The sequence below is a fragment of the Streptomyces sp. NPDC048057 genome (assembly GCF_040653095.1).
GTDB lineage: Bacteria > Actinomycetota > Actinomycetes > Streptomycetales > Streptomycetaceae > Streptomyces.
The window spans coordinates 99,924-112,278 of sequence record NZ_JBEZNF010000001.1 but is presented as its reverse complement, the minus strand read 5'-3'; the positions used below and the strand labels follow the sequence as shown (position 1 = coordinate 112,278).

At 71.7% G+C, this 12,355-nt stretch carries 13 protein-coding genes; 4 read left to right on the top strand and 9 right to left on the bottom strand.

All coding sequences use genetic code 11. From position 1 onward, the window contains the following. Position 1: 1 nt before the first annotated feature. Positions 2-826, bottom strand: a complete 825-nt coding sequence (locus tag AB0E05_RS00535; RefSeq protein ID WP_361956399.1) for an SDR family oxidoreductase — start codon at positions 824-826, stop codon at positions 2-4. A 28-nt stretch (positions 827-854) separates the two neighbouring features. Then, positions 855-1,733 (bottom strand): NAD(P)-binding domain-containing protein, encoded by an 879-nt coding sequence (locus AB0E05_RS00530; protein ID WP_361956396.1) that lies wholly within the window; start codon positions 1,731-1,733, stop codon positions 855-857. Between the two features lie 194 nt (positions 1,734-1,927). On the opposite strand from AB0E05_RS00530, the gene AB0E05_RS00525 reads away from it, so the two are divergent. Beyond that, a complete protein-coding gene (locus tag AB0E05_RS00525) occupies positions 1,928-2,257 on the top strand; it encodes a helix-turn-helix domain-containing protein (protein ID WP_361956393.1) in 330 nt (109 codons plus the stop codon). Positions 2,258-2,454: 197 nt separating this feature from the next. Next, on the top strand, positions 2,455-2,958 hold the full coding sequence (locus tag AB0E05_RS00520; protein WP_361956390.1) for a hypothetical protein: 504 nt from the start codon (positions 2,455-2,457) through the stop codon (positions 2,956-2,958). Positions 2,959-3,084: 126 nt separating this feature from the next. Here AB0E05_RS00520 and AB0E05_RS00515 read toward each other — a convergent pair whose 3' ends face one another. Further along, a complete protein-coding gene (locus tag AB0E05_RS00515) occupies positions 3,085-4,032 on the bottom strand; it encodes a hypothetical protein (protein WP_361957230.1) in 948 nt (315 codons plus the stop codon). Between the two features lie 108 nt (positions 4,033-4,140). After that, positions 4,141-5,427 carry a geranylgeranyl reductase family protein gene (locus tag AB0E05_RS00510; protein WP_361956387.1) on the bottom strand — a complete coding sequence of 429 codons (1,287 nt, stop codon included), beginning with the start codon at positions 5,425-5,427 and terminating at the stop codon, positions 4,141-4,143. Positions 5,428-5,527: 100 nt separating this feature from the next. Between AB0E05_RS00510 and AB0E05_RS00505 the strand changes: the two genes are divergently transcribed. Continuing rightward, positions 5,528-6,067, top strand: a complete 540-nt coding sequence (locus AB0E05_RS00505; RefSeq protein ID WP_361956384.1) for a GNAT family N-acetyltransferase — start codon at positions 5,528-5,530, stop codon at positions 6,065-6,067. A gap of 138 nt (positions 6,068-6,205) precedes the next feature. On the opposite strand, the gene AB0E05_RS00500 is transcribed toward AB0E05_RS00505, so the two are convergent. The 4 genes from AB0E05_RS00500 to AB0E05_RS00485 form a co-directional block, all read right to left on the bottom strand. Next, complete coding sequence (locus AB0E05_RS00500; protein ID WP_361956381.1) at positions 6,206-6,898, bottom strand: demethylmenaquinone methyltransferase; 693 nt, start codon at positions 6,896-6,898, stop codon at positions 6,206-6,208. Between the two features lie 460 nt (positions 6,899-7,358). Then, positions 7,359-7,949 (bottom strand): hypothetical protein, encoded by a 591-nt coding sequence (locus AB0E05_RS00495; protein ID WP_361956378.1) that lies wholly within the window; start codon positions 7,947-7,949, stop codon positions 7,359-7,361. Between the two features lie 10 nt (positions 7,950-7,959). Beyond that, the gene (gene mqnC, locus AB0E05_RS00490; protein WP_361956375.1) at positions 7,960-9,159 is read right to left on the bottom strand and encodes a cyclic dehypoxanthinyl futalosine synthase; all 1,200 of its coding nucleotides are present in this window, start codon (positions 9,157-9,159) and stop codon (positions 7,960-7,962) included. 173 nt (positions 9,160-9,332) lie between these two features. Further along, positions 9,333-10,148, bottom strand: coding sequence for a menaquinone biosynthesis protein (locus AB0E05_RS00485; RefSeq protein WP_361957227.1), 816 nt, complete (start codon positions 10,146-10,148; stop codon positions 9,333-9,335). Between the two features lie 428 nt (positions 10,149-10,576). Between AB0E05_RS00485 and AB0E05_RS00480 the strand changes: the two genes are divergently transcribed. Continuing rightward, positions 10,577-10,780: a cold-shock protein gene (locus AB0E05_RS00480; protein ID WP_008738468.1), complete on the top strand. Its 204-nt coding sequence runs from the start codon at positions 10,577-10,579 to the stop codon at positions 10,778-10,780. 249 nt (positions 10,781-11,029) lie between these two features. On the opposite strand, the gene AB0E05_RS00475 is transcribed toward AB0E05_RS00480, so the two are convergent. Continuing rightward, positions 11,030-12,355 (bottom strand): M1 family metallopeptidase, encoded by a 1,326-nt coding sequence (locus tag AB0E05_RS00475; protein WP_361956372.1) that lies wholly within the window; start codon positions 12,353-12,355, stop codon positions 11,030-11,032.

The following is a 12,355-nucleotide window of genomic DNA, read 5'->3' as shown; positions in this document are numbered from 1 at the left end:
CTCAGTGCGCGGACAATCCGCCGTCCACGAAGATCGCCTGACCGGTGACGTACGCGGACGCCGCGGAGGCGAGGAAGACGGCCGCGCCCGCGAAGTCCCCCACCAGGCCGTTGCGCCCGATCATCGTGCGGGCCGCGAGGGCGGCGACCTTCGCCGGGTCGCTGGAGAGCCGCGCGTTCAGCGGGGTCATCACGAAGCCGGGCACCAGGGTGTTGACGGTGACGCCGTGCGGGGACCACGCCTCCGCCTGCGAGCGGGCAAGCGATTCGAGCCCGCCCTTGGAGACGCCGTACGCCCCGCTGTCGGCGAAGGCGCGGTGCGCCTGCTGGGACGTGACGTGGACGATGCGGCCGTGGCCGCGGGCCGCCATGGCCGGGCCGAAGCGCTGCCCGAGGAGGTGCGGTGCGGTCAGGTTCACCGCCATCGTGGTGTCCCACTCCTCCTCGCTGAGCTCGCCCATCGGCGGGCGGAGGTTGACGCCGGCGGCGTTCACCAGGACGTCCGGCTCGCCGAAGGCGGCCACGGCCTCCTCGGCGGCGGTGCGCACCGCGCCGCGGTCGGCGAGGTCCGCACTGACCCAGGCGGCGCGGGCACCGGCCGCGGTGAGTTCGTCGACGGTGGCGACGAGTTCGGCCTCGCGGCGGGCGAGGACGACGACGGAGGCGCCCGCGCGGGCGAGCGCGCCGGCGATGGCCCGGCCGATGCCCGAACTGCCCCCGGTCACCAGGGCCGTACGCCCCTGGAGGGAGAACAGTTCGGCGAGGTACGTCTGCGGCGCGGGCTGCGGCGCGGCGTTCGTCGGGGGCGTCGAAGGCGTCGAGTTCATCAGGTGACCCTATCGACGCCCCGCTGCCTCACTTCCCGCGCAGGATTTCGGTCAGGGCGGCGATGCTCTGCTCCGCACGGCCCTCCGCGACCGCGCGCCGGATCAGCTCGTGGAGCGGCTCCAGCCAGCTCGTGTCCAGGCCGGCCAGTTCGGCCGCGCGGGTCTCGCTGGCCATTCCGTCGTGGAAGACGTTGACGGACGCGAAGGGCCGCGAGTAGTCGCCGGAGTCGATCTCCTCGGCGAGCGCCGGGAGGATCGAGGCGATCATCTGCACCCACTTGGTGCTCATCGGCACCATCGAGCTGGCCGGCAGTCCGCGGCTGGTGACGAGCGCGGCGCCGTGGAAGAAGCCGACGAGCGCGGGCAGCAGCGTGGCGCCGACGGCCGACTCGTAGAAGACGGCGAGGTCGGGTTCGGCGCCGAGGTGGACGGTGTCGCCGCCGAGCACCCGCAGGACCGGCTCGTACGCGTCGAAGACGGCCCGGTCGCCGGCGAAGAGGAGTTGGGTGTCGGGCAGGCCGACCGCCTGGGGGACGTTCTTGACCACGCCGCCGAGGAAGCGCGCGCCGTTCGCCGCCGCCCACTCGGCCGTCTCCAGTGCGCCCTGCGACGAGCCGCTGTTCAGGGTGACCAGGGTGCGGTCGCGCAGGGCGGCGGCGGCCGGGGCGAGGGCGCCGAGGGTGGCGTCGTACGTGGAGAAGCAGGTGATCACCAACGGGCTGGCGGCGACCGCGGCCTCCACGGACGGCGCGTGGACCGCCCCGCGGGCGGCCAGCGCCTGCGCCTTGGCGGGGGTCCGGTTCCAGACCGTGGTGGGGTGGCCGGCGGCGAGGAAGGCGGCGGCGAGGGCGCTGCCCATGGAGCCGAGCCCCAAGACGGTAACGGGGGTGGCGGCGGGCGTGGACACGGGGACATCACTCCTGTTCGAAGGCGCGCCGAAAAGCGCAAAGCCGTGAAGACATGGCGGAAGTGGGGAAACGACGGGAAGAAGAAGCGCGAACGGCGCCTTCCACCATGCTGGGACGCCATCGAAAAATGATCAAGTACCTACAATTCTGTTGGGTACTCACACTTTTGTCAGGGCGGAGCTGGGCGAGAGCGATGAAACAGCGGAAATACACCTGCGGACTGGACGCCGCCGTCACCGTCATGGGCGGCAAGTGGAAAGGGCTGATCCTCTTCTACCTGGCAGACGGGCCCCTGCGCTTCGGCCAACTGCGGCGCGCGGTCGACGGCATCAGCGAGCGGATGCTGATCCTGCAACTGAAGGAGATGGAGCACAGCGGGCTGATCCACCGCGAGGAATTCCCCCAGGTGCCGCCGAGGGTGGAGTACTCCCTCACCGAGTTCGGGCGTTCCCTCAATGCCGCCCTCGCGCCCCTCGGCGCTTGGGGCGAGGAGCACATGGAGCGCATCACGGCAATTCCGTGAGCCGGTACGCACGGCGCAACTCCTTCGCCCCCTCGGCGCCCCGCGGGCATTCCGCACGCTCCCCACTTCGGGTGGTTCGGGGGGTACGTCCGGTGTGTCGTCGACGGCGCGGGTAGACCAGCGGTCCGAGCACCGGCCGCCACCGGCGGTCGGGACGGGGAACCGTGAGAAGTGTCGACAGCCGAGAGGTGACCGCCGTGTCCGACCAACCCAGCTTTCTGAAGATCAACGAGGATCTGGCCGCCGCCTGGTGCCACACCCCGTGGTCGGCCACCGACATGAGTTACGACGGCGCCGCCTACCACGGGGTGTTCGACGTGGACCTCACGGCGGACATCAGCGAGAGCGCGCCGTACAGACCCGTACTGCACGGCTCGATCCTGGCGCAGATCGTGTCGTACCACACGCTGGCGTCGATGCTGTACGCGTACACCAACGACCACATCTCGGCCTTCGCCACGCTTCCCAAGGTGGCCCTGCCCGAGGCGCGCAAGCGCATCCTCGTCACCTCGCTGAAGCTGTCGCTGCACCGCCAGGTCGCCGAGACGCGGGTGCCGGTGCGGCTGACGATCGACCGGGTCACGGACAAGTGGGACAGCCACCGGATGGCGTTCGCCGCGGTCTCCGTGGACGTCGCGGGCGGCCGGCACACCGCCGAGCTGGAGGGCTGCATCAACTTCCGCGACCGCATCGAGCCGTGAGCGGGCGGTGGGCGAGCCGATGACCAGGTCGTACGGGCAGGGGCGCACCCGGTGTCCCGGGTGCGGTGGCCCGCGCGGGCCGAAGCGTCCGCGCGCGCCACCATCCCGCACCGCCGTTACGGGCGGTCAGTCCAGGGCCGCCGCCAGCGTCCGCCGCAGCGTCTCGTACCCCGGCGCCAGCCGTGCGAGGCCGCCCCGCAGGCCGTCGTCGTCCTCGGTGACCAGCGGTTCCTGGAGCGAGCCCAGAGTCCGGGCCTGGCCCGCCGCCACCCGGGCCGCGTCGGTGAGGCCGAGGTGCGCGAGGCAGTCCGCGGCGTCGGAGAGGCGACGGGTGCCGACCCGGATCACGAAGTCCGCCATCAGCTGGCGCAGCTCCGGGTCGAGCCCCCGCGCGACCATCTCGGCGAGGCCCTCGACCGCGGCGGCGCCGCCGAGGGTGCCTTCCGGCATGGGCAGGTCGTCCCGTCCGGCCAGCCACGCCACCGCGCCCGGCAGCGAAGCGCGCAGCGCCTCCTCGACCGTGACCTCCCGCTCCCGCACGAACTCGGTCCGCATGACGAACGGCTCGTCGATGTACGTGACCTTCTCTCCCCGCCACGCCTCGACGAACGCGGCGCCGGACGTCGTCGCGTACGGGTGTCCCTGCGGGTCGTGCAGCAGCACCGTCGCCGACCCGTCGGCGGGTCCGTCGACGGAGAGCACCACCACGTAGTGGTCGCCGAAGCCGGGGTCCGGGGTGCCCGGGCGGTACAGCAGCAGCCCCATGTCCAACGGCCCCACCAGCACCGGGCCGCGGGCCGCGGCCTCCCGCAGCCGGGCCAGCGCCTCCTCCGGGCTGCCGCCGGAGGTGCGCAGGCAGGACAGCCCGAGGTGGTCGACCGCCTGGTTCAGACCGAGCTCCGGGTCCCAGCCGTAGGGGTCGAACATCGGCAGCGTGCCGCCGATCAGCTGGACCCCGAAGGGGGATCCGGTCAGGGTCTCCAGGACGGTGGGCGAGGGCATCCGCTCCGCGCCCACGGTCATGGCGAGCGAGTGGTTGTAGCAGTACGGTCCGGAGCCGGCGTACGACCTGATCATGCGAGGGGCCTCCTTGTGCTTCCCCGTGCCCACGAGCGGCACGGGCTCGGGCCCCACTGCACGCCTTCACACGGTGACAAGGTCAAGCCGCGGCCTGCGCTCCGGTCACGCCTTGGGCGCCACCTTGGACAGGCCGTTGATGATCCGGTCCATCGCGTCGCCGCCCGTCGGGTCGGTGAGGTTGGCCAGCATCTTCAGCGTGAAGCGCATCAGCATCGGGTGGGTGAGCCCGCGCTGCGTCGCGATCTGCATCACCTTGGGATTGCCGATCAGCTTCACGAAGGCGCGGCCCAGCGAGTAGTACCCGCCGTAGGTGTCCTTGAGGACCTTCGGGTAGCGCTGGAGGGCGAGTTCGCGCTGTGCCGGGGTGGCGCGGGCGCTGGCCTGCACGATGACGTCGGCCGCGAGCTGGCCGGACTCCATGGCGTACGCGATGCCCTCGCCGTTGAAGGGGTTGACCAGGCCGCCCGCGTCGCCGACGAGCAACAGCCCGCGGGTGTAGTGCGGCTGTCGGTTGAAGGCCATCGGCAGGGCGGCGCCCCGGATCTGGCCCTGCATGTTCTCCTCGACGTAGCCCCACTCCTCGGGCATCGAGGCGCACCACGTCTTCAGCACCTCGCGCCAGTCCAACTCCTTGAAGGAGGCGGAGGTGTTGAGGACGCCGAGGCCGACGTTCGAGGTGCCGTCGCCCATGCCGAACACCCAGCCGTAGCCGGGCAGCAGCCGGTCCGGGCCCGGGCCGCGCTTGTCCCACAGCTCCAGCCACGACTCCAGGTAGTCGTCGTCGTGGCGCGGGGAGGTGAAGTACGTGCGGACGGCGACGCCCATCGGGCGGTCCTCGCGCCGGTGCAGGCCCATCGCCAGCGAGAGCCGGGTCGAGTTGCCGTCGGCGGCGACGACGATCGGGGCGTGGAAGGTGACCGGCTTCTTGTCCTCGCCGAGCTTGGCGCTGACGCCCGTGATGCGGCGGGTGCGGTCGTCGACGATCGGGGCGGTGACGTTGCACCGCTCGTACAGCCGGGCGCCGGCCTTCTGCGCCTGCCGGGCGAGCTGCTCGTCGAAGTCGTCGCGCTTGCGCACCAGTCCGTAGTTCGGGTACGAGGCGAGTTCCGGCCAGTCGAGCTGGAGGCGCATGCCGCCGCCGATGATCCGCAGGCCCTTGTTGCGCAGCCAGCCGGCCTCTTCGGAGATGTCGATGCCCATGGCGACGAGTTGCTTGGTGGCGCGCGGGGTGAGTCCGTCGCCGCAGACCTTCTCGCGCGGGAACGCGGTCTTCTCCAGCAGCAGGACGTCGAGTCCGGCCTTCGCGAGGTGGTACGCGGTCGTGGCACCCGCCGGGCCCGCGCCGACGACGATCACATCCGCGGTGTGTTCCGTTGGTGGCTCGGTCACGGCTGAATCTCCCGAAAACTCGGAATTGGGCGTGCTGAACGGCACGGGACATGGGCAGTCTATGTGGACCTACCGATCAACCGACTGAAGGGCTCCCCTCATGAGCAGGCCCCTCCCCGCCGTACGACTGCGCGTGCCCACCGACGAGGACGCCGTGGTGTGGCACCGGATCTTCGACGACCCCGAGGTCATGAGGTTCCACGGCGGCCGGAGCGCGGAGCTCTTCGAGTACGAGGAGCTGACGGCGCGGCAGCGGCGGCACGACGCCGAGTTGGGCTTCTGCCTGTGGACGGTCCTCGACGAGGGGGGCGCGGCGATCGGCTTCACGGGCGCGCAGCCGTGGCCGCGAGAGGACTTCGGCCCGTCCGGCGAGATAGAGATCGGGTGGCGGCTGACCAGGAGCGCGTGGGGGCGGGGGCTGGCGACCGCGGCGGCGCTGACGACGCTGGAGCGGGTGCGGGCCGCGGGCGTGGAGCGCGTGGTGGCGATGGTCGACGGGCGCAACGAGCGGTCGATCGCGGTGACGCGGCGGCTCGGGATGCACAAGGCGGAGGAGTACGAGGTGCCGGGCAGCGATCCGGTGCGGCGGGGGTACTGCTTCCGGCTGGAGCTGGCGCAGGGGGCCGGGGTGGCGGCGTGATCTGACGGCGCGGGCCCGGGCCCGGGGGTGTTCACCAGGTGATCGACCCCCGGGCGCTGTGCGTTTCGGCTCGGTGCGCTGACGCTCGGTGCGTTGGCGCTCGGTGCGTTGGCGCTCGGTGCGTTGGCGTTGGGTGGGTTACGGCTTGGTGCCGCGGTGCAGGGCCACGATGCCGCCGCTGAGGTTGCGCCAGGCCACCTTGGACCAGCCGGCCTTCTGGAGCATGGCCGCCAGCTCGTCCTGCTCCGGCCAGGACTCGATGGACTCGGCGAGGTACTCGTACGCCTCCGGGTTCGAGCACACCTGGCGCGCCAGCGGCGGCAGCGCGCGCATCAGGTACTCCTCGTACACCGTGCGGAACGGGCCCCAGGTGGGGTGCGAGAACTCGCAGATCAGCACCCGGCCGCCCGGCTTGGTGACCCGGTTCAGCTCGCGCAGGGCACGGTCGGTGTCCTGGACGTTGCGCAGCCCGAAGGAGATCGTCACCGCGTCGAAGGCGTCGTCGCGGAACGGCAGCTTCGTGGCGTCGCCGGCGGTCAGCGGCAGCCAGGGGTGGCGCTTCTTGCCCTCCTGGAGCATGCCGAGCGAGAAGTCGCACGGCACGACGAAGGCGCCGGCCTGCGCGAACGGCAGGGAGGACGTGCCGGTGCCGGCGGCGAGGTCGAGCACCTTCTCGCCGGGGCGGGCGTCGAGGGCGCGGGCGACCTGCTTGCGCCATCTGCGGTCCTGGCCGAGCGAGATCACGTCGTTGGTGAGGTCGTAGTTCTTCGCGACCTTGTCGAACATGGAGGCGACGTCGTGGGGCTGCTTGTCCAGTGAGGCTCGGTTCACCCTCCCCATTCTGCGCGTCCGCCTCCCGCGGGGTGAACCGGGGTGCGCGCGCCCCGCCCCCATCGAGCAGGCTCGACACACCAGGCACCTCGCGCGGCCCGGCCCCTGCCGGCTGGTGGTCGCCAGGATTGCGCGACTTGCCACAGCGCCGATGCGCACCCGGACAGACCCGCCGTGCCCCTGCGGGAGCGTTGGTCTCCACCGGCCGGTGGAGACCAACGAGCTCCAGGCGAACGCCATCCTGGAGATGCAGCTGCGCCGGCTGGCCGCGCGTCTCCACCGGCCGGTGGAGACCAACGCTCCTGAGGGAAGACGGCGGGGATGTCAGGGGCGCACCAGCACCGTTGCCGTTTACGTAGTGTCAGCGACTACAGGCCGTCTGTGGCTGTTCGCGCAGTTCCCCGCGCCCCTGAAAACCCGCACCCCGCACTCCTGCGGACACAGCGCGGGCCCGGCACACTCACGCGCGGCGGAAGACCAGGCGGCCCGCGAGTGACGTGGCCAGGCAGGTCGTCGGGGTGGCGACGGTGAAGTCCGCGGGGGTGCCGGGGGCCAGGGTGAGCGCGAAGGCGTCCTGGGGCGGGTGCAGGGACGGGGGCACGGGGGGCGACGGGCGCGGGCCCGGGTGGAGCGTGAGGCCCGCGCGGGCGACCGCGGCTGCGGAGTGGGGGCGGGACAGCGGGCCGACCAGCGCCGTCACCCCGTGCGCCAGCAGCCGCTGCACCCCGCGCCGCGCACTCGCGCCCCAGCGGGCGTCGTCCATGTCCAGCGCCGCCAGTGCCGCGCCGGTCAGGGGCTCGGTGCCGAGTTCGTCGGCCTCGCGCGGGTCCGGGTGGTACGCGTGCTCCAGCAGCCATGCGCCGTGCGGGTGGACCAGGCCGGGCGTGAGAGTGCCCGACCAGCGGCGCACCCGGGCCTGCGGGTGGGCCGCCGAGACCTCCTCGTACGGCCCGATCGCGGCGATCTCGTGGCCCGAGACCGCGAGCGCCCCGCCCGGGACGGCGGGCCCGGTCCCGGGCAGGAGCAGGTCCGCCGCGTGGACGGTCAGCACGCCGGGGCCGTCAGGTGGCGTTGAGGAGCTTCAGCTCCGGGTGGGCCGTGCCGCCGGCGATCGCGGTGGAGGAGATGTGGGAGACCACGCGGTCGTCGACGGGGTCGTTCGCCGGGTCGTCGTGCACGACGAGGTGCTCGTACGTCGTCGCCCGCTGCGCCGGCACCCGACCCGCCTTGCGGATCAGGTCGATGATCTCCTGCCGGTTGGAGCGGTGCTTGGCGCCGGCCGACGAGACGACGTTCTCCTCCAGCATGATCGAGCCGAGGTCGTCCGCGCCGTAGTGCAGGGAGAGCTGGCCGACCTCCTTGCCGGTGGTCAGCCAGGAGCCCTGGATGTGGGCGATGTTGTCCATGAAGAGCCGGGCGATCGCGATCATCCGCAGGTACTCGAAGAGCGTCGCCTGGGTGCGGCCCTTGAGGCGGTTGTTCTCGGGCTGGTACGTGTACGGGATGAAGGCCCGGAAGCCGCCCGTCCGGTCCTGCACGTCGCGGATCATCCGCAGGTGCTCGATGCGCTCGGCGTTCGTCTCGCCGGTGCCCATGAGCATGGTCGAGGTGGACTCCACGCCCAGCCGGTGCGCGGTCTCCATGATCTCCAGCCAGCGCTCGCCGGACTCCTTGAGCGGGGCGATCGCCTTGCGGGGGCGCTCGGGCAGCAGCTCGGCGCCGGCGCCGGCGAAGGAGTCGAGGCCGGCGGCGTGGATGCGGCGGACGGCGTCCTCGACGGAGACGCCCGAGATCCGGGCCATGTGCTCGACCTCGGACGCGCCGAGGGAGTGGATCACCAGCTCGGGGTGGGCGGCCTTGATGGCGGAGAAGTGCTCTTCGTAGTACTCGACGCCGAAGTCCGGGTGGTGGCCGCCCTGGAACATGATCTGGGTGCCGCCGAGTTCGACGGTCTCGGCGCAGCGGCGCAGGATGTCGTCGAGGTCGCGGGTCCAGCCCTTGGCGGTGTCCTTGGGGGCCGCGTAGAAGGCGCAGAACTTGCAGGCCGTGACGCAGACGTTGGTGTAGTTGATGTTCCGCTCGATGATGTACGTCGCGATGTGCTCCGTACCGGCGTAGCGGCGACGGCGGACGGCGTCGGCGGCGCGCCCCAGGGCGTGCAACGGGGCGTGGCGGTAGAGGTCGAGCGCTTCCTCGGGAGTGATGCGCCCGCCGTCGGCGGCACGGTCCAGCACGGACTGGAGGTCGGCCTTCTCGGTCACCGGCTGTCACCTTTCGGTGGTTTTCCTGGGGTTCCTGGGACTCGTACGGATCGCGTACGGGCCTCTTGCGGGCCGCTCCAGCCTACGACAGCCGTGCCGGCGCGCCCCGGGGCGGTCCGGGCAGGTCGGGGCGCGGGCCCGGGCCCGGGCGGGGAGCCAGGGCCGGTCGGGGGTCAGCGGGGCGTCAGCAGGTCGACGGTCACGTCGGCGGGGAACCCGGTCGTCGGGCCGGTGCGACGGGCGAACTCCCGTACGCCCGCGAGCTGCTCGGCGCCGAAGCGGAAGTCCAGCGTCCGGAAGTACCGCTCCAGCAGCTCCGCGTCGAACGCCTCCCAGCGCGCGACCTGCTCGGAGACCTTGGTGACCTCTTCCAGCGAGAGGTCACGGGAGGCGAGGAACGCCTGGTGCACCTCGTGGACGACCTCCGGCTCGCGGGCCAGGTAGTCCTTGCGCGCCGCCCAGACCGCGAAGACGAAGGGGAGCCCGGTCCACTGCTTCCACATCTGCCCCAGGTCGTGGACCTGGAGGCCGAGCCGGGGCGCCTCGTGCAGGGAGGCCCGCAGCGCGGCGTCGCCGATGAGGACGCCGGCGTCCGCCTCCTGCATCATCAGGCCGAGGTCGGGCGGGCACGTGTAGTAGTCGGGGGTGACGCCGTACCGCTCGGACAGCAGCAGCTGGGCCAGGCGCACGGAGGTGCGCGAGGTGGAGCCCAGCGCCACGCGCGCGCCGTCCAACTGCTCCAGGTCCACCTGGGAGACGATCACGCAGGACATGACCGGGCCGTCGCAGCCGACCGCGATGTCAGGGAAGGCGACGAGCTGGTCGGAGTGGCGCAGGAACTCCACGAGGGAGATGGGCGCGATGTCGAGTTCGCCGCGCACGAGCCGCTCGCTGAGCTTCTCGGGGGTGTCCTTCGTCAGCTCGAAGTCGACGAGGGTGCCGGTGCGGGCCAGCCCCCAGTACAGGGGCACGCAGTTCAGGAACTGGATGTGACCGACGCGGGGCCGGGCGGGGCGGCGGTCGCGGTCGGCGGCCGGGGCCGGAACCCCGGGGGCGGTGTCGGCGGTGCCTTCGCGGTCTTTTCGAGGACTGTCCACATCGTGAGGCTAGCCCCGGGACCTGCGGTCCAGGGCGTCGGGGCGCGTGCGGGTCGCCCGTCGCAGGAGCGCGCCGGACCGACTCGCGCCCCGTCTGACCAGGGAATCGTCAGCAAAAGGGCGATTGCCTCAAGCGTCCGAGTGAAGTGATCTTTCCCTCTACCGCTGGGAAGACCCTGCGTGCTACGCTCGTCGCAAGTTGCAGTTTGGTTTCCCTTGCAGTACAGAGCCTGCGGAGCATGTGACCCGCAGGCTTTTGTAGTTTTCAGACTTGTTTGCAGGTTCTGGAGCAGGGCAACCCTTTGGCCCAAGGAGGGCTTATGGCTACCGGAACCGTCAAGTGGTTCAACGCTGAAAAGGGCTTCGGCTTCATCGCCCAGGACGGCGGCGGCCCGGATGTCTTCGTCCACTACTCCGCGATCAACGCGTCTGGTTTCCGCTCCCTGGAGGAGAACCAGCTCGTGAACTTCGACGTCACGCAGGGCCCGAAGGGCCCGCAGGCGGAGAACGTCACCCCGGCCTAAGTGGTCAGGGTCGACGATCGCGTCGGCTGAGCAGTACCCAAGGAGCCCCGTCCGCGAGGAACGGGGCTCCTGCCTTTCCCGGCCCGTCCACATCGGGGGTCGCATCACACCGCGAGCCGCGCCGGGACGCACAGCACATGTCGCGTTCATGTCGATCAGCGGGAACTCCGCGACACGGGACGAGCCCCCTTCCCCTCCTCCGGAGGAATTAATCCCCTCTCAAGAATTCCTGGCGAATTCCTTGCTCGTTCAAATAAATGGAGGCGGACGTTCCGGAAGGCCCGGGAGTTCCGGTAGTGCCGTCTCGTACAACCACGCCCCGAAGAGTCCGTCCAGGGACCGGGACGCGTGGTGCGCGGCGAGGGCCGTGAAGCCCTCCGTGGTGACCACCCCGTGGCGGTGACGCTGCGCCCACTCCCGCAGCAGCGCCGTGAAGGCGATCGTCCCCAGCTCGCAGCGGAGCGCGTGCAGCGTCAGCGCGCCCCGCTCGTAGACCCGGTCGTCGAACATCCGCTCGACTCCGGGGTCCGCGATCCGCAGGTCCTGCGGCAGCAGCGCGAGCCGGGACCGGGACCGGGCGGCCAGGGCCGCGGCCGAGGGGCCGCCGCGCTCCTGGGACCACAGCCACTCGGCGTACTTGGCGAAGCCCTCGTTCAGCCAGATGTGCCGCCAGTCGGCCACGGTCAGGCTGTTCCCGAACCACTGGTGGGCCAGTTCGTGCGCCACCAGGCGCTCGCTGCCGCGCCGCCCGTCGACGTGGTTGGCGCCGAAGACGGCCAGCCCCTGCGCCTCCACCGGGACGTCGAGGTCCTCGTCCACGACCACCACTCCGTACCGGTCGAAGGGGTAGGGGCCGAAGAGGTCCGTGAACAGGGCCATCATCAGCGGCTGGCGTGCGAAGTCGTGGGCGAAGCGGCCGAGCAGCGCCGGCGGCACGGCGGCGGTCTGCGGCACCGGTCCCGCGTGCGCCAACTCCACCCGCTCGTACGGCCCGATCTGCACCGTCGCCAGATACGTGGCCATCGGCGCGGCCTCCTCGTACACCCAGGTCGTGGTGGACGCGCCCGGGGTGCGGGAGGTCAGGGTGCCGTTCGCGACGACGGCGTACGGGGTGGGCGCGGTCACCGCGATCCGGTAGACCGCCTTGTCGTCCGGCCGGTCGTTGCACGGGAACCAGGAGGGGGCGCCGTGCGGCTGGGAGGCCACCAGGGCGCCCTCCGTGAGCTGTTCCCAGCCCAACTCGCCCCACTCGCGGGTGCGTACGGGGTGCGGCACGCCCTGGTAGCGCACCTCCACGGCGAAGACGGTGCCGACGGGCACGGTGCCGGGCGGCGTGATGTGGAGCTTGTCGCCGCGGTGGCTCCAGCGGGCCGGGCGCCGGCCGTCGACGAGCACCTTGGTCAGCCGGAACCGGCCGAGGTCGAGCCGCAGGGAGACCAGGTCGCGGCGGGCGACGGCGTGGACGGTGGCGCGGCCGGCGAGGCGGCCGGTGTGCGGGACGTAGGCCAGCTCCAGGTCGTAGGCGGTGACGGCGTAGCCGTCGTCGCCGTGGAGCGGGAAGTACGAGTCGCTCAC

Bases quoted from the DNA above. Each gene is read 5' to 3' on its own strand.
- AB0E05_RS00505 (WP_361956384.1), top strand. From the start codon at position 5,528: ATGAGCAGGCCCCTCCCCGCCGTACGACTGCGCGTGCCCACCGACGAG.
- AB0E05_RS00480 (WP_008738468.1), top strand. From the start codon at position 10,577: ATGGCTACCGGAACCGTCAAGTGGTTCAACGCTGAAAAGGGCTTCGGC.
- AB0E05_RS00525 (WP_361956393.1), top strand. From the start codon at position 1,928: ATGAAACAGCGGAAATACACCTGCGGACTGGACGCCGCCGTCACCGTC.
- AB0E05_RS00535 (WP_361956399.1), bottom strand. From the start codon at position 826: ATGAACTCGACGCCTTCGACGCCCCCGACGAACGCCGCGCCGCAGCCC.